Source organism: Streptomyces sp. NPDC002853, assembly GCF_053591915.1.
Genome location: NZ_JBSFUS010000015.1, coordinates 94,922 through 110,739, shown reverse-complemented (window position 1 = coordinate 110,739; position 15,818 = coordinate 94,922). Strand labels below are relative to the sequence as shown.

At 71.5% G+C, this 15,818-nt stretch carries 18 protein-coding genes; 5 read left to right on the top strand and 13 right to left on the bottom strand.

The genetic code is table 11. The features are described from left to right. Window positions 1-53 precede the first annotated feature (53 nt). Window positions 54-767, top strand: coding sequence for a TetR/AcrR family transcriptional regulator (locus ACWD02_RS35805; RefSeq protein WP_451218804.1), 714 nt, complete (start codon window positions 54-56; stop codon window positions 765-767). A gap of 29 nt (window positions 768-796) precedes the next feature. On the opposite strand, the gene ACWD02_RS35800 is transcribed toward ACWD02_RS35805, so the two are convergent. The 3 genes from ACWD02_RS35800 to ACWD02_RS35790 form a co-directional block, all read right to left on the bottom strand. Further along, a complete protein-coding gene (locus tag ACWD02_RS35800; RefSeq protein WP_451218802.1) occupies window positions 797-2,125 on the bottom strand; it encodes an aldehyde dehydrogenase family protein in 1,329 nt (442 codons plus the stop codon). 62 nt (window positions 2,126-2,187) lie between these two features. After that, window positions 2,188-2,754 carry a TetR/AcrR family transcriptional regulator gene (locus tag ACWD02_RS35795; protein ID WP_451218799.1) on the bottom strand — a complete coding sequence of 189 codons (567 nt, stop codon included), beginning with the start codon at window positions 2,752-2,754 and terminating at the stop codon, window positions 2,188-2,190. A gap of 4 nt (window positions 2,755-2,758) precedes the next feature. Next, the gene (locus tag ACWD02_RS35790; protein WP_451218796.1) at window positions 2,759-3,454 is read right to left on the bottom strand and encodes a type 1 glutamine amidotransferase domain-containing protein; all 696 of its coding nucleotides are present in this window, start codon (window positions 3,452-3,454) and stop codon (window positions 2,759-2,761) included. A gap of 109 nt (window positions 3,455-3,563) precedes the next feature. Here ACWD02_RS35790 and ACWD02_RS35785 point away from each other — a divergent pair, with 109 nt between their 5' ends. Next, window positions 3,564-4,526 carry a LysR family transcriptional regulator gene (locus ACWD02_RS35785; protein WP_451218793.1) on the top strand — a complete coding sequence of 321 codons (963 nt, stop codon included), beginning with the start codon at window positions 3,564-3,566 and terminating at the stop codon, window positions 4,524-4,526. A gap of 15 nt (window positions 4,527-4,541) precedes the next feature. On the opposite strand, the gene ACWD02_RS35780 is transcribed toward ACWD02_RS35785, so the two are convergent. Next, window positions 4,542-4,934, bottom strand: coding sequence for a nuclear transport factor 2 family protein (locus ACWD02_RS35780; protein WP_451218790.1), 393 nt, complete (start codon window positions 4,932-4,934; stop codon window positions 4,542-4,544). Window positions 4,935-5,018: 84 nt separating this feature from the next. On the opposite strand from ACWD02_RS35780, the gene ACWD02_RS35775 reads away from it, so the two are divergent. Next, entirely contained in the window at window positions 5,019-5,594 is a 576-nt protein-coding gene (locus ACWD02_RS35775; protein WP_451218787.1) for a PadR family transcriptional regulator, read from the top strand. Window positions 5,595-5,604: 10 nt separating this feature from the next. Beyond that, on the top strand, window positions 5,605-6,258 hold the full coding sequence (locus tag ACWD02_RS35770; protein WP_451218784.1) for an HAD family hydrolase: 654 nt from the start codon (window positions 5,605-5,607) through the stop codon (window positions 6,256-6,258). A gap of 25 nt (window positions 6,259-6,283) precedes the next feature. Here ACWD02_RS35770 and ACWD02_RS35765 read toward each other — a convergent pair whose 3' ends face one another. Further along, entirely contained in the window at window positions 6,284-9,514 is a 3,231-nt protein-coding gene (locus ACWD02_RS35765) for a bifunctional cytochrome P450/NADPH--P450 reductase (protein WP_451218781.1), read from the bottom strand. A 245-nt stretch (window positions 9,515-9,759) separates the two neighbouring features. On the opposite strand from ACWD02_RS35765, the gene ACWD02_RS35760 reads away from it, so the two are divergent. Then, window positions 9,760-10,344, top strand: a complete 585-nt coding sequence (locus ACWD02_RS35760) for a PAS domain-containing protein (RefSeq protein WP_451219165.1) — start codon at window positions 9,760-9,762, stop codon at window positions 10,342-10,344. A 44-nt stretch (window positions 10,345-10,388) separates the two neighbouring features. On the opposite strand, the gene ACWD02_RS35755 is transcribed toward ACWD02_RS35760, so the two are convergent. The 8 genes from ACWD02_RS35755 to ACWD02_RS35720 form a co-directional block, all read right to left on the bottom strand. Further along, the gene (locus ACWD02_RS35755; RefSeq protein WP_451218778.1) at window positions 10,389-10,727 is read right to left on the bottom strand and encodes a helix-turn-helix domain-containing protein; all 339 of its coding nucleotides are present in this window, start codon (window positions 10,725-10,727) and stop codon (window positions 10,389-10,391) included. Between the two features lie 439 nt (window positions 10,728-11,166). Further along, complete coding sequence (locus ACWD02_RS35750) at window positions 11,167-11,475, bottom strand: SCO5918 family protein (protein ID WP_451218775.1); 309 nt, start codon at window positions 11,473-11,475, stop codon at window positions 11,167-11,169. Between the two features lie 47 nt (window positions 11,476-11,522). Next, entirely contained in the window at window positions 11,523-11,702 is a 180-nt protein-coding gene (locus ACWD02_RS35745; RefSeq protein ID WP_451218772.1) for a hypothetical protein, read from the bottom strand. 93 nt (window positions 11,703-11,795) lie between these two features. Beyond that, window positions 11,796-13,286 carry a DEAD/DEAH box helicase gene (locus tag ACWD02_RS35740; RefSeq protein WP_451218769.1) on the bottom strand — a complete coding sequence of 497 codons (1,491 nt, stop codon included), beginning with the start codon at window positions 13,284-13,286 and terminating at the stop codon, window positions 11,796-11,798. A gap of 289 nt (window positions 13,287-13,575) precedes the next feature. Continuing rightward, window positions 13,576-13,779 carry a cold-shock protein gene (locus tag ACWD02_RS35735; RefSeq protein ID WP_363206525.1) on the bottom strand — a complete coding sequence of 68 codons (204 nt, stop codon included), beginning with the start codon at window positions 13,777-13,779 and terminating at the stop codon, window positions 13,576-13,578. A gap of 327 nt (window positions 13,780-14,106) precedes the next feature. Continuing rightward, the gene (locus ACWD02_RS35730; protein WP_451218766.1) at window positions 14,107-14,490 is read right to left on the bottom strand and encodes an FhaA domain-containing protein; all 384 of its coding nucleotides are present in this window, start codon (window positions 14,488-14,490) and stop codon (window positions 14,107-14,109) included. Between the two features lie 71 nt (window positions 14,491-14,561). Next, window positions 14,562-15,017, bottom strand: a complete 456-nt coding sequence (locus ACWD02_RS35725; protein WP_451218763.1) for a PRC-barrel domain-containing protein — start codon at window positions 15,015-15,017, stop codon at window positions 14,562-14,564. Continuing rightward, on the bottom strand, window positions 15,017-15,601 hold the full coding sequence (locus ACWD02_RS35720; protein ID WP_451218760.1) for a PRC-barrel domain-containing protein: 585 nt from the start codon (window positions 15,599-15,601) through the stop codon (window positions 15,017-15,019). Before ACWD02_RS35720 ends, ACWD02_RS35725 begins: the two co-directional genes overlap by 1 nt. Between the last annotated feature and the right edge of the window lie 217 nt (window positions 15,602-15,818).

Sequence of the window (15,818 nt, the reverse complement as noted above, 5' to 3'; positions counted from 1 at the left end):
TGCACCCGATGCTCCCTGTGGTCAAGGGGGCCGAAGAGGCGGAGGTGGCGGACATGCCGCACGGCAAAGACGTGAACCCGGCCGAGGGGCGTCGCGCCAGTGACCGCGGCCGCTACGGACGGCTCAGCAGGGACCGCGTCCTGGCCGCGGCCCTGGAGATCGTCGACCGCGACGGACTCTCCGGCCTGAGCATGCGCAAGCTCGGCGCGGAACTGGGTGTGGAGGCGATGGCCCTCTACCGGTACGCGGCCGGCAAGGGCGCCCTCCTGGACGGCCTGGTCGAGGCGTTCTACCAAGAGCTGGAGACCGGCCTTGCCGGGCAGCCCCAAGTCGAGGACTGGAGAGGGGAGTTGCACCGCATCGCACTCACCGCCCACGGGGTCGCGCTGCGGCACCCGAACATGGTCCCGCTCCTCGCCACCCGCCTGCTGTCCACCCCACTGGCCCGCCGCCCGGCGGCCGTACTGCGCGGCGACGAGCGCGTCCTGGCCCTGCTCCACGGCGCGGGGCTCGGCGAGCGCCGTACGGTTCAGGTGCACCGAGCGTTCACGGCGTGGCTGCTCGGCTATCTCCTCGTGGAACTGCGGGCCATGGACGACGCGCCCGGCGAACCCGACCCCGCCTTCCGGCTCGGCCTGCACCGCATGCCCGCGCAGGAGTTCCCGCGCCTGCGGGCCACCGCCATCGCCCTCGACGGGCGGGGCGGCCCGGAGCAACTGACCGCGGGACTGGACGCGTTGCTCGGTCCGGCGGGCCCGCGGTCATGAGACCGCGGGCCCGCCGGGAGACCGGCCCGTCAGCCCAGCGGCACGTCGAGCCGGGCCTTGCGGTGGCTGAACGTGGCGATGGAGTGCGGCCCGTGGTAGTTGCCGACGCCGCTCTCGCCGACTCCGCCGAACGGCAGCTCGGGGACGCGCAGATGGGCCATCGGAAGACCGAAACCGAGACCGCCCGACGACGTCTCCGCGGCGAGACGCCGCCGGGTGGTCTCGCTCTGGGTGAAGCCGTAGAGGGCCAGCGGCTTGTCGCGGTCGTTGATGAACGCGATGGCCTCGTCGAGCCCGTCGACGTTCACGATCGGCAGTACGGGGCCGAAGATCTCCTCCCGCATCACCGGCTCGTCGGGCCGTACGTCGGTGAGCACGGTCGGCGCGATGTAGACGTCGTCGCGGTCGCTCTGCCCGCCGAACGCCGTCGTCCCGGAGCCGAGGAGCGCCGAGACCCGGTCGAAGTGCCGCTCGTTGACGATGCGTCCGTACGTGTCCGACGCCTTGGGGTCCGGGCCGAACACCCGCTCCACGGCCGTGCGCAGCTCCTCGGCCAGCGCGGGCGCGGTGTCCGGGTCGGTCAGGACGTAGTCGGGGGCCACGCAGGTCTGGCCCGCGTTGCGGAACTTGGACTCGGCCAGACGGGTGGCGACGGCGGCGAGATCGACGCCCCGGTCCACGAACACGGGTGACTTGCCGCCGAGTTCGAGGGTGACCGGGGTGAGGTGCTCGGCGGCCGCGCGCATCACGATGCGGCCGACGGCGCCGTTGCCGGTGTAGAAGATGTGGTCGTAGCGCTGGGCGAGCAGCGCGGTGGTCTCGGGCACGCCGCCCTCGACGACGGCGACCGCCTCCGGGTCCAGGTACCGCGGGATGAGACGGGCGATCAACCGCGAGGTGGCCGGGGTGACTTCGCTCGGCTTGAGGACGGCCGTGTTGCCCGCGGCCAGCGCGCCAACGAGGGGGACGAGCAGCAGCTGCACGGGGTAGTTCCACGGCGCGATGATCAGGACGGTGCCGAGCGGCTCGTACTGCGTACCGGCGGTGGAGCCCTCGGGCAGTCCCGCGAGGGCGCCGGGCGTGAGCGGCTGCGGGCTCAGCCACTCCTTCAGATGGGCCAGCGTGTGGTCGATCTCCCGTACGGGAAAGTCGACTTCGGCGGTGTACGCCTCGGTGCGGGGCTTGTGCAGGTCGGCGTGCAGGGCGTCCGCGATGTCCTCGCGGTGCTCCGTGAACAGGGAGCGCAGCTGGGTGAGCTGCTCCTCGCGCCAGGCCAGGGGCCGGGTGCGGCCGGTGGCGAAGGTGGCACGGAGCCCTGCGACGAGGGCTTCGGGGGCGAGTGCTTCGGGGCGGTGCATGAGGGGTCTCCTCGGGATGTCTCAGGTGCGGCTTCGCATGGGGGGGAGGGGCAGGGGGCAGATCAGCCGGGCGGCGGGGCGACCGGCGATCCGAGCAGCCCGGTCAGGAGCGCGTCCGTGGCGGGGCCGAAGAGGTCGCGGCCGTCGGGCACGGACTCCAGGCCCATGACCAGGGCGACGCAGATGTCGGCGGCTTCGGCGGGCTCCACCGCGGCCGTGGTCCCCGCCTCGGTGAACAGGTCGACGAGCAGGCGCCGCAGCGAGCCGGTGAACCCCTCGCAGATGTCGCCGAAGAGGCGGGCCTTCGCGTCGAGCAGTTCGGCGGAGTGCGGCGAGTCCCCGGCCAGACGCAGGACCAGGTCGAGCTTGGCGGCGAGTACCCCCCGGACGCGCGCGGCGGCGGAGGTTTCCTCCGCCGCCGCCTGCCGGGCCCGCCCGAGCGCCTCGGCGTGCAGACGCTCGGCGAGCTTGCGGAAGGCGTCGTCCTTGTTGCGTACGTACTGATAGACCGCTGACCGGGACACGCCCATCGTGGAGGCGATGTCGTCCATCGTGGTGCGCCGTACGCCGTACCGGGTGAGGGAGTCGTAGGTGGCGTCGAGGACCTCTTCGAGCCGGTCGTTGCCCATGAGGTCAGGCCAGCTTCTTGAGCAGCTCGTCCGCGAGGGGAGCCGAGGACGCCGGGTTCTGGCCGGTGACCAGGTTGCGGTCGACGACCACCTTGGGGGCCCACGCCTCGCCCTCCTGGAAGTCGGCGCCCGCCGCGACGAGCCGGTCCTGCAGGAGCCACTTGGCCTTGTCGGCGAAGCCGGACTGCGTCTCCTCGGCATTGGTGAAGCCGGTCAGCGCGTATCCCGCGAACGCGTTGGAGCCGTCCTCCTTGGTGGCCGCGAGCAGAGCGGCGGGCCCGTGGCAGACGACTCCGACGGGCATGCCGATCTCCAGCGCGGAGCTGAGCAGCCTGCCGGACTCGGCGTTGACGGCGAGGTCCTCCATGGGGCCGTGGCCACCGGGGTAGAAGACCGCGGCGTACTCGGCGAGGTCGACCTCCTCCAGCTTGACGGGCGCCAGGAACTCGGCGATCTCCGCGAGCGTGGCGGCGACCTTCTCGGCGCCTTCCTCGCCGCCGTTGAACTCGGGCGCGAGGCTCGCCTGGTCGACGGTCGGCACGACGCCGCCCGGTGTGGCGACGACGATCTCGTGCCCCGCGGCCTTGAACGCCTCGTACGGTGCGACGGCCTCCTCGGCCCAGAAGCCGGTCGGGTGCTGGGTGCCGTCAGCCAGCGTCCAGTGGTCGGCGCCGGTCACGACGAACAGAATCTTGGACATGGTGTCTCTCCGAGGCTGGAATCTCTGACGTTCTGTGCTCAGAGCGTCAGGCGGTGCTGTCCTCGAAGGTAGGCGCGTGCAGCCAACGAAATCCAATAGGCTGACCCATATGGGAGATAGGAATTCCGATGGTTCGGCGGGAATAGCCACGGGGAGCGCGGGGGCCGGTCCGCTGGACCTGAACCTGCTGCGGACCTTCCTCGCCGTGTACCGCTCGGGTTCCTTCACCGCCGCGGCCCGCGTGCTCGGCCTCTCGCAGCCCACCGTCACCACACAGATCAGGGCCTTGGAGCGGCAGGTCGGCCGGGAGCTCTTCGAGCGGCTGCCGCGGGGCGTGGCCCCCGCGCCGTACGCAGACGCGCTCGCCGCCCGGATCGTCGACCCCCTCGACGCGCTCGCCGCCGTCACCGGACACGGCGGCCCCTTCGACGGCGCCCCCGCCGAACCCGTCCATCTGGCGGGCCCGGCCGAGATGCTCTGCCACTGCGCGCTCCCCGCGTTGGCGCCGCTGGTCGAGCAGGGGGTCAGGCTGCGCGTGACGACGGGCCTGACCGACCGGCTCCTGGACGAGCTGCGGGCGGGACGGCACGACCTGGTGATCGCCACGGCCCGGCCCCGCGGTCGCTCCCTCAGCTCGGTGCCGCTTGCGGACGAGGAGTTCGTCCTGGTCGCGGCCCCCGCGTGGGCCGAGCGCATCGGCGGCGGCGCGCGGATCGCCGCGGACGGCCCCGGGGTACTGCTCGGCGTGCCGCTGGTGAGCTACGCCGATGATCTGCCGATCGCCCGCCGCTACTGGCGGCACGTCTTCGGCAAGCGGCTGAGTTGCGAGGCCTCCGTCACGGTCCCCGACCTGCGCGGCGTCCTCTCGGCGGTCACCGCGGGCGCGGGATTCGCCGTGCTGCCCCGCTACCTCTGCCGTGACGCCCTGGCCGCCGGCGCCCTGACCCTCCTCCACGACCCGGAGGACGCCCCGATCAACACGGGCTTCCTGGTGCGCCGACCGGGCTCCGCGGACAATCCGCACGTCGCCCTCGTGCACGACCACCTGATCAGGTCGGCACGCGCCTGGTAGGCGCGCGCCGCCCGTCTAGGCGCCGGCCGCCTCCTGGGTGATCCGGTCCCACTGGGCGCCCATGGCTTCCGCGAGTGCCTGTGCGGCCGACAGGGGGCGGACCATCACCATGAACTCGTCGATCAGGCCCTCCTCGTTCACGTGCAGGAAGTCGCAGCCGGTGATCTGCCGGTCGCCGACCCGCGCCTCGAAGACGAGCGCGGAGTCACGGCCCCCGGCGTCGTTGATCTCGCGTACGTACCGGAAATCCTCGAAGACCCGTGTCACGCCGCGCAGGATCGCGGCGGTCGTCGCCTTGCCCGGGTAGGGACGGAACACGACCGGACTGGAGAAGACCACGTCCTCGGCCAGGAGCGCCTCGACGGCCGCGTGATCGTTGGCCTCGACGGCCTTGCGGAAAGCCTGCATGCCCACACCTCGCAGGTAAGCGTTGATAGTCAACTTGTTGAGTAGGTGCAAAGGAGAGTATTCGCATCGGTGTACGGTGTCCAGATGTCTCTGAGGTACGCGGTGCTCGCGGCGCTCCTGGAGGGCGAGTCGTCCGGCTACGACCTGGCCAAGATCTTCGACGTCTCCGTGTCCAACTTCTGGTCCGCGACTCCCCAGCAGCTCTACCGCGAGCTGGAGCGACTGGCCGCCGACGGCCTGATCGACGCACGTGTGGTGCAGCAGGAACGCAGGCCGAACAAACGGATGTTCACGCTCACCGACACCGGCCTGCGGGATCTGCACGCCTTCGCCGCCGAGCCGCCCCGCCCCATCGCCATCCGGGACGAGCTCATGGTCAAGGTGCAGGCCATGGACGGCGGCGACCCGGCCACCACCCGCGCGCTGATCGAGGAGCGCATGGAGTGGTCGCGGGGCAAGCTGGCCCGGTACGAACGACTGCGCCTGCACCTCCTCGGCGACCGCGAGGAGGAGACGTACCTGCGAGAGGCCGAGCGTGTCGGCCCCTACCTCACGCTCATGGCCGGCAGATCCCTGGAGGAGGCGAACCTGCGCTGGGGCGAGCGGGTCCTTGAGATTCTCGACCGACGATTCGACTACGCCGCAAAGGGCGGGACTTGAGGAGGCAACAGTGGACGAGGTGCTCGAGGCGAGGGCGGAAGGCCCGCCGCGTGCGGTGCTCACCGACTTCGGCGGGGTGCTGACCACCAGCGTGCTCGACTCGTTCCGTGCCTGGTCCACGCGGGTGAGCGACGATCCGCTCCTGATCGAGCGGCTCTTCCGCGAGGACACGGAGTCCTCGGCGCTCCTGGTGGAGCACGAGTGCGGGCGCATGAGCGAGGCCGACTTCGAGCGGGGCATCGCGGGGCGGCTGCGCGAGAAGGGCGTGGACGTCGAACCCGCGGGCCTCGTCACCGCGATCGGGGCGGGGATGCGCCCGGACGAGACGATGCTCGCGGCGCTGAGCGGGCTGCGCGCCCAGGGCGTCCCGGTGGCGATCGTGTCGAACGCCCTCGGCGACGACTGCTATCAGGGCTACGACCTGGACGCGCTCGCGGACGTCGTGGTGATCTCCAGCCGGATCGGCTCCCGCAAGCCGGGCCGCCGCATCTACCGCACGGCCTGCGATCTCCTCGGCGTCGATCCGTCCGCCTGCGTCATGATCGACGACCTGGAGCACAACCTGACCGGCGCGGCCCGCCTGGGCATCAGAGGCCTGCACCACATACACAGCGACGAAACGGCCCACGCGTTGCGGGAGTTGTTCCCCGCGGGCCCGGCGTGAGCCGCCCGTCCCCGCGTCGCGTTCCTTACCCCGCCGCGTACACGTCCTCCACGTAACGTCCCTGCGCGGTCAGCCCGTCGAGCCAGCGGGCGGAGTCCTCGGGCGTGGCCCCTGGGGTGCGGTTTCGGTGGAGTGCGCGCAGGGCGTCCCGCACGCCCGGAGCCATGCGGGAGCCGTCGCCGCACACGTACACCCGGGCTCCGGCGGTCAACAGGGCCCACACCTCCTCGCCCTCCGCCGCGATGCGGTGCTGGACGAAGGCCACCCCGTCGACGGGGGCGGCGCTGAAGGCCGGCCGCAGCGAGACCGCTCCGGCGGCCTCCGCGGCGCGCAGTTCCGCCGCGTGCAGGAAGTCGGCGTCCGGGTGGTCGCAGCCGAAGTAGCAGAGGGCGGACGGCAGTTGGGCGCCGGACGCGATCAGGGCCGTACGGTCCGCGATGGTCCCGCGGAACGGCGCGAGGCCGGTGCCCGCGGCGACCATGATGACGGGCGCGGCGTCCGCGTGGTCGATGCGGAAGGCCTCGCGGCAGGGCTGGACCCTGGCCAGGACGGTGTCGCCCGGCCGCACCCGGTTGAGGTGACCAGATCCCGTCCCGCGGTACAGCCGCCCGCTGCCCGAGCGGGCCGGTGCCTCCAGGAGCGAGATCATCAGGTCGGCGTGGCCGGGCTGCGCGCCCGGCGACGAGGACACCGAGTAGTGGCGGGGCCGCAGCGGCGTGAGCACGTCGAGCAGCCGCCGCCACTCCAGAGCCCCGCGCAGGGCAGGGCAGGCCTCCACCAGTTCGAGCAGTGTGCGGCCGTCACCCGCGCGGGCCCCGTCGTCGGAGGCGAGGGCCGCGAGCTCGGCCCGCTCCGGCGGGCAGGGGTTGGCGGCGGCGAGTACGGCGAGCTGCTCCGCGGTGGGCCGGTCCTGCAACTCGACGTGGTGTGCCAGCAGTTGACGTACCGTCAAGGGCCGGTCCACGGCGAGGCCGTCGCGGCGCGGGCGGCTCGCGCGGATGTCGAGGACGGCGTCCAGGTCCACTCCGAGGGCGGCGGCGGCCCGCTCCACGAGCGCCGGGTCGTTGACGGGCAGCACGGTGAGGTGGTCACCGGTGCGATAGGTCGTGCCCTCGGGCAGGGCGAGCCGTACGAAACGCTTCGTGCGGGGGTGTCCGGGCGCGGTGAGGTCGTGGGCCTCGCTGACCGTCATCGGGACGAGACCGTGCCGCGCGGCGAGCGCGTCCAGCGGGCCGCCGGTCAGCTCGCGGACCTCGTACGCGTCCGACGAGACCGTGGAGTCCGGTGCCGCCGGCGCGTCCAGATCGCCGTACCGCTCAAGCAGGGCCCCGCGCAGCCGCGCGGTGAACTCGCGTACGGCGCCGCCCAGATCGCCCGAAGCGTCGGCCGCCGTACGCTCCAGGAGCCGGGTGCCGCCCAGCTCCGCGAGCCGCTCGTCGAAGCGCGTCGGGACGTGCTGGTACGTGGCGGCCCAATTGCGGTCGCCCACGCCGAGGACCGCGTAGGCGACGTCGTCGGCGGTGGTGTCGGCGGCGCCGTCCAGCCAGGAGGCGAACGCGGTGGCGTCGTCGGTGGGGCGGCCGTTGTAGGAGGCGGCGGTGATGATGACGGGGCGGTCGCGGGGAAGGGCTCCGGCGTACTCGTCCAGCGGCGCGACTTCCGTCTCGCAGCCCATCGACGCCGCCTCGTCCGCGAGTTGGGCCGCGAAGTCGCGGCAGGTCCCGTAGTTGCTGCCGTGCAGGAAGAGTGCGCGGGTGCCGGGCCTGACGCGCGCGGGCAGGGCGGCGGCGTCGGGATCCGCCACGGAGTGGGCGGCCGTCACGCCCGGCAGCGCGCCGTGCACGCGGTCGGCGGCGGTGCGCGGCGTCAGCGTGAGCGTGAAGCCGTCGGGCTTGAGGGTGAGCGTCTCCTTGACGGTGAGCCGGTAGCCGGCGTGGTCGTGCAGCCGGTAGCGATGCACCAGCATCCCGAGCAGCATCGTCGCCTCGTGTAGCGCGAACTGCCGCCCGATACAAGCCCGTTCACCGGTGCCGAACGGCTTGAACGCGTGCGGGGAGCGCGCGGCCTCCGCCTCGGCGGTGAAGCGCGCCGGGTCGAAGAGCTCCGGGTTGTCGCCCCACACGGGCTGCCGGTGCAGCATCGGCGCCAGGACGGTGACGCCCTGCCCTTTGCGCAGCGGGATGAGGCCGCCGAGGAGCGTGTCCTCGCGGGCGTGGCGGCCGAACGCGGCGGCCGTCGGCCACAGCCGCAGCGCCTCGTTGAGGACCTGACGGGTGTAGCTGAGCCGCCCGACGTCGTCGAAGGTCGGCTCCGGATCGGGGTTGTCGCCCCACAGGGCATCGACCTCGCGCCGCACGAGGTCGAGCACGGCGGGGTGCTTGGCCAGGTAGTACAGCGCGAACGACATCGCGCCGGACGTCGTCTCGTGCCCCGCGATCAGGAAGGTGATGACCTGGTTGCGGATGTTGGCGGTGTCCAGCGTCGTGCCGTCGCCCGGGTGCGCGGCGCTGAGCATGAGGCCGAGCAGGTCATCGGCGGGTCCCGCGCCGGGTGTGCCGCCCTGCCGCGCGGAGATCACCTCGTCCACCACCTGCGCCAGATATCCGGCGTCCGCCCGGAAGGCCGCGTCCGCCGCCGTGTGGTCGCTGCCCGGCGTACGGCTCAGCCGCCTCATGCTCCACTCCAGGCAGCGCACCATCGCGTCGACGAAGGGATGCGGCTCGGCCCGCTCGAACGAACCGAAGTCGTAGCCGAACCCGGCGAGCCCGATCGTGTCCAGGGTCATCCGGGTCATGTCGCCCGGCACGTCCACGGGACGCCCGTCACGCGCACCCCGGTCCCACGACTCGACGAGCCGACGGGCGACGCGCAGCATCACCGGGTGATACGTACGCATCGAACCCAGGGCGAACGCGGGCATCAGGATGTCGTGCGCACGGGCCCAGTTGGGCTCGTCGTTGTACGCGGTGAACAGTCCGTCGGCGGTGAACTCGCGCACGTTCTCCAGGGCGGGTCCGACGTGCTTGGCGAACCGGGTCTCGTCGGCGAGCTCGGTCACGAGATCGAGATCGCTCACGAACAGCGCGTCGCGGCCGTGCAGCCGCCGTCGCACCACGGGTCCGTGCCGGCGGACCAGCTCCATGACCTGCTGCAGCGGGGCGGGCCCCGGCCCGGTGGCGGAGATGTCGATCAGCGGCACGCCGTCGAGGCCGGAGCCGGCGTCCTGGGGGAGCGGTGCGGTGGTGGTGGGGGGCATGGCGTGACAACTGCCTTTCGCCGTACGGAAGTCACTTCTCACCAGCTTGATCGCCGGTCCCCGCGGGTCCGCGCCGTGCCACTACATGATTGTGTAGTGGGCAACGACGCCCAGCTCTTGACTGCCCGCCCGCGACTGTCCCGCCGGTGACTGCCCTGCCCGTGACTGCCGCGCCCTCGATCGCCCCTGCCGGAAGGAGACGCCCGGTGGACTCCACGGACTCCGTGCTGTGGCGCAACCGCGCCATGACCCTCTTTGACCGCATCCCGATGCCGATCGCGGTGTGCGACGCGAACGGGGGGATCATCCTCGCCAATCCGGCGATGACGGCGGAATGGGGCGAGACCTCCGGCTCCCTGCGCGGCCGCAACGTACTGGAGCTGTTCCGCCCGGAGGAGAAGACGCAGGTCCTGCGGATCGCGGAGGCCGTGCGCCTGGGGCGCCGCTCGCGCTACCCCGTCGCGGTGCGCTGGGACGCGGCCGACGGGGTGCGCCGCCACGGCGAGCTGACGGCGGAGCCGGTGAGCGACACAGCCGACGCGGTCCCCGGGCTCCTGGTGCTGCTGCGCGTCCTCGGCGAGCAACACGCCCCCGCTCCCGCACCACCCGCCGAGTCCGTCACCGCGGCCGAGGCCCGCATCCTGGCCCTGCTGGCCGGTGGCGCCACCACGGCTCAGGCGGCCCGCGGAACGGGCCTCACCACGGACGGCGTCACCTACCATCTGCGCCGCCTGACCGAGCGCTGGGGCGCGGCGAACCGTACGGAACTGGTGGCGCGGGCGTACGCCCTGGGGGTTCTCGCCCCGGGGGAGTGGCCGCCGGTCGCGTGAACCGGGCCTGCCGGGGGAGCGACCCCTGCCGGGAGGGGCGGGGCTCAGTTCGGGCTTTCGCCCGACTCCGCCGAGGCGCGGCGGTACTTGGCGTTGATGCGCTGTGCCTCCTCCAGCTGGTCCTCGAGGATGACGATGCGGCAGGCCGCCTCGACCGGGGTCCCCTGGTCCACCAGCTCGCGGGCGCGAGCGGCGATCCGCAGTTGGTAGCGGGAGTACCGCCGGTGCCCGCCTTCCGAGCGGAGCGGCGTGATCAGGCGGGCCTCACCGATGGCCCGCAGAAAGCCGGGAGTGGTGCCGAGCATCTCGGCGGCCCGCCCCATGGTGTAGGCGGGGTAGTCGTCGTCGTCCAGACGACCACTGAGCGGGGTATCTGCTGTCATGTCACCTCGTTATGCCAACGCGTCGAGGGGCCCTGGTGCCGTACGGCACCAGGGCCCCGAAGGAAATTCAACACCATCCGTCGGCCCTATTGCTGCGCCGACCTCCTGTTTCCGCTGTCCGGCCCTGCGAAAGGGCGGAAATGCGGGGATCGCAGATGCGTGACCGAGGACCACCTTCCGTTCCGGGGTCTTGCGGTACCCGGGCCGAAACGATCTCGGGCCGGGCGATCCTGATGGCGTCTGCTCCCTCCGTTCTCCCTCTGGGTTTCCAGGTACGAGAGAAACCTTAATCATGCGACAGCTCAATGTCTACCATGACGAGCATAGATTTTATGGTCTGCCCCACTGACGCATGCGAGCGGACAACGCGAAGAGGGCCCCGCCGGTACACCGGCGGGGCCCTCTTCGTGGATCTGGTGTTCGTGTCGTGCTTCGCCCGCTACACGGCAGCAGGGGCGCCGAGCAGCGCCGATGCCGTCTGGAGCGGGGTGAGGTCGCGCGGGGCGGCGTCCTCGGAAGGCGTGCGGCAGGTGAAGCCGAGCAGCCGCATGGCGCGGGTGACCTCCCCGGCGCTGAAGTCACGCCGGTCCTGCCGGGTGATCACCGCACCCACCTGCTTGATGGGGTAGTGGCGGCGGCCGATGATGACGGAGTCACCCGTGACGGGCTCGGGCTTGACCCCCTTCATCGTGTCGAGCACCCCGGCCTTGGTGAGGTCGAAGGGGAAACGGGCGATGACACAGCGCATGGTGCCTCACAGGTACGGAGATGGGGCGGCTGACAGGGGTGGGACGCTCAACGCGTGAGGGCGAGAACGTCCCGTAGGCGGACCTGGTCCGTGTAGGCGGGGCCTTCACGGACCTCGACGAGCCGGGCACGCGTGATCAGGCGTGTGCGCTGGTCGTCCTCGTCGCACAGGAACAGATGGACGGCATCCGCGCCGTCCATCACCGACAGGGCGAGCTCGACGGTCATGTCGTCACGGACCTGCGGTCCGCATGACGGTGCCTGAACCGGTGTCAAAGGTGCCTCCTGCAAAGGTGGGTGAGCCTGCTGGTCGTGAGAGCTCTAGGCCGCCGAGCTCGACGGACCCTGCGCCGGGCGGCGCGGGGCGCGGTCGGTGCGGCGGTCCTGGGCGCTGCGGCTGCGGCGGCCACGGAAGGACGCGGAACTGCCGCGCCGGGGGCGCTCCGTGACCGGCCTCGCGATGGTGACCGGGATGCCGGAAGGAGCCTGTGCGCCGGTGATGCGGGTCAACTCCTCCTCGCCGGAGCGCACTTGGGTCGTCTGCGGGGTGATGCCCGCGGCGGCCATCAGGCGGCTCATGTCGCGACGCTGGCCCGGTGTCACGAGGGTCACCACGCTGCCGGACTCACCGGCACGCGCCGTACGCCCACCACGGTGGAGGTAGTCCTTGTGGTCGGTGGGCGGGTCGACGTTCACGACCAGGTCGAGGTTATCGACGTGGATCCCGCGTGCGGCGACGTTGGTCGCCACGAGCACGGTCACGTGACCGGTCTTGAACTGGGTCAGGGTCCGCGTGCGCTGCGGCTGGGACTTCCCGCCGTGCAGGGCCGCGGCGCGCACACCGCTGTTCAGCAGGTGCTCGGTCAGCCGGTCGACGCCGTGCTTGGTGTCCAGGAACATGATCACCCGGCCGTCGCGGGCCGCGATCTCGGTGGTGGCCTGGTTCTTGTCCGCGCCGTGCACGTGCAGCACGTGGTGCTCCATCGTGGTGACCGCGCCCTGCGAGGGGTCGACGGAGTGGACCACCGGGTCGTTGAGGTAGCGGCGGACCAGCAGGTCGACGTTGCGGTCGAGCGTGGCCGAGAACAGCATCCGCTGGCCCTCGGGACGCACCTGGTCGAGCAGCGCGGTGACCTGGGGCATGAAGCCCATGTCGGCCATCTGGTCGGCCTCGTCCAGGACGGTGATGCCGACCTGGTTCAGCCGGCAGTCGCCGCGGTCGATGAGGTCCTTCAGACGGCCGGGCGTGGCGACGACGACCTCGGCGCCGCCGCGAAGGGCACCGGCCTGCCTGCCGATCGACATGCCGCCGACCACCGTGGCGAGCTTCAGACGCAGGGCGCGGGCGTACGGCGTGAGCGCGTCGGTGACCTGCTGGGCCAGTTCGCGGGTGGGCACGAGGACCAGGGCGAGCGGCTGGCGCGGCTCGGCGCGCATGCCTTCCGTACGGGCGAGCAGCGCGAGTCCGAAGGCGAGGGTCTTGCCCGAACCGGTGCGGCCACGGCCGAGTACGTCACGGCCGGCGAGGGAGTTGGGCAGCGTCGCCCCCTGGATCGGGAACGGCACGCTCATGCCTTCGCGGCCGAGCGCGGCGAGCAGCGGCGCCGGCATCGCGAGATCCGCGAACGCCTCGACGGCCGGGAGGGCGGGGGTGACGGTGACCGGCAGGGCGAACTCGCCCTGGGGTGCCGACGGGCGGCGGCCGTAGCCACCGGAACGGCGAGGTGCGCCGGAGCCGGAGCGCGATCCGGAGCCGGAGCCAGAGCCGGAGCGGGCACGGTAAGGGCGGTCGTTCGAGCGTGTGCGGTTCATGCGGAACCTTCCTCGATGCGGCACGTACCAAGGAATTTCCGCAGCGAGAACGCAGCGCGGATAATCGCGAGAACGGGCCGGATGGAATGCGTGAGGCGAATCCGGCCGGCTGCAATGTTCTGCGGGCGGATGCGCGGGAACGTCGGACGTTCCGGGCAGGGCACGTCATGCGCGATATCAGCGAAAAGATATGCGCGCAGGAATCAGTGACCCTGGATGATGCTAAAAATGCACGAGCTGGGGCCCGCACCCCAAGGTGCGGGCCCCAGCTGCAAAGTACGCGTGAGCGTCAGGCGGGAACGATGTTCTCGGCCGTCGGGCCCTTCTGGCCCTGGGCGATGTCGAAGCTCACCTTCTGGCCTTCCTGGAGCTCACGGAAACCCTGGGCGGCGATGTTCGAGTAGTGGGCGAAGACGTCGGGGCCGCCGCCGTCCTGCTCGATGAAGCCGAAGCCCTTTTCCGAGTTGAACCACTTCACGGTGCCGTTAGCCATAATAATCTCCTTCGGGGCAGTGCCCGGAGCCGCACTGTGCGGACTCCGTGTCGCCGCGATGATTGCCCCGCCGGAAATGACCGGAAATACAAAAGTGCTCCCACCGGCCGAAAAGGCGGTGAGGGCACTTGAAGTTTTTTGGGAACCACAACTGCAACTGAGATCGACAGTAGCACGGTGCGGCCGTCGCCGCGTGGTCAATAATTGCTGTCCGGGCGTCGCCCAAGAAATACTCAGAGCGCCTGCCGCTGATTTCTCTCACGGCCGGCACACATATTGCTTCGCTCGAAACGCAGCGTTTCTGCGGCTGGGGGCCGGGCCCGTGGATCACCCCGTCTTCTGGGGGGCGATGTGGCCGCGGATCTGGAACCTGCCCACCGCGTCACCACCGGCCGACCGCAGGCTGACGGCCACGGGCCCGGCGAACGTGTAGCCCTGCTCGGCGGCGTGCCGGTGCACCTGAGCGGCGAGGTAGCGGTTCAGCTCCGTGCCGGCGGTGGTCAGCTGTCGGTGGCTCTCCGGCGGCAGGTCGATGACGAACGAATTGGGCACGAGCACGCGTTCCCGCCCGAGGATCAACGCGCTGTCGTCGCACTGCCGACGCAGTATGGCGACCACTTCCCCGCGCTTCTGTTTCGGTGGAAGCAGCAGGGTCCACAGGGTGGTTGTCCAACGCTCCATGGCGTGTTCGATCAGGCTGATGACTCGCATGGCGTTTCGCCTGCCCGACGGCCGGGGGCGCAGTCTCACCCGATGGGGTGGCCGGCCCGGCGCGGGGTGGATCAGCCCGCGGGCACGGTCGGAATGCCCGCGCCGAGGACCACCGCAAAGGAGCCCAGGCCCACCAGGCGAGTGCCGGGAACCTGTTCGCGCCCGATGTAGAGATCGCCGATGCCGCCGGTGTCCGGGTCGAACGTGACTTCGGTGAGCGTGCCGATGTCCTCGCCGTACTCGGTGAGAACCCGCTTGCCCAGCAATTTCTTGTGCGCGCGCGAGTGTGAAGCGCCGCCTACCGCCTCGGTCGCGGCGGCGGTGGTGTCGATGATCACGGCGTCCGGGCCCATCCCGCGCACCTGCGCCCAGGGAATACTGTCGCCGCCGTTCCTGGCGCCCCGCAGATACAGCTCCGTGATCCGGCGGGTCCGTGGATCGATGCGGAGTCCGGCCACCTCACCGGCGGGCCGTGCGTCATCGGCGCCGATGACCGGATGTCCCAGGACCTGGCTGAGCAGCATCATCACGCTTCCCCCTTCCGGAGCCCCGTCCCGCCCGCGGCCCGGGACCGCTCCCATGCCGCGGCCAGCGCGTCGAGGTCGTCCACCGCCTGCTCCGCGAGCCCGGCCGGGATCACCAGGGTGTCCCCGGTCATGGCCAGTTGCCCGTGCGCCGGCAGGAACGCCTTGCGTTCGTGGCGGCCCATCGCCTCGGTGGTCGCGATCTCGAAGCCGGCCACCCGGCCGCTGGTGCCGCTCTCCACCACGGCGTCCAGTACGGTGCCCAACTCCAGCCCCCCATCGCTCAGTACGCGGGCGCCACGCACCTGACCGGTGTCGGCCTCACCCCTGTCCACCACCGCGTCCCTGGCCTGCAGGACATCGGCGGAAGGGATCATCACCGCGTCCGCTCCGAGGGCGTGGACGCCGGACCAGGGCAGGCTCTGCTTGAGCGGGCCGGACAACAGCCCGCGGCCCGCCAGCGTGAAGCCGGTGATCTGCCCGCCCGAAGCGTCGAAGACGGTGTCCTTGACCTGGGCCACCGCCTCCCCGCCGAGCGTGACCACAGGCCGCTTGGTGAGCTCCGCGACGAGCATCAGGGTGATCATCGAATCCCCCCGCGTCCCGCGCGGCGCCCCCGCCGGACCACGATCGCGCCACCGCCACGGCGTTTCGCTTGAACCCCGAGGACCGCACCGGCCAGCAGGAGCAGCGCGACAAGCACCGCGGCCAGCCACATCCACCAGATCACAGCCGTCCACCTCCCGTGTCATCCCACGGTTGAGCCGAGTTCCCCGGAAGACGCTTCCTATACGGAGAGTCAAG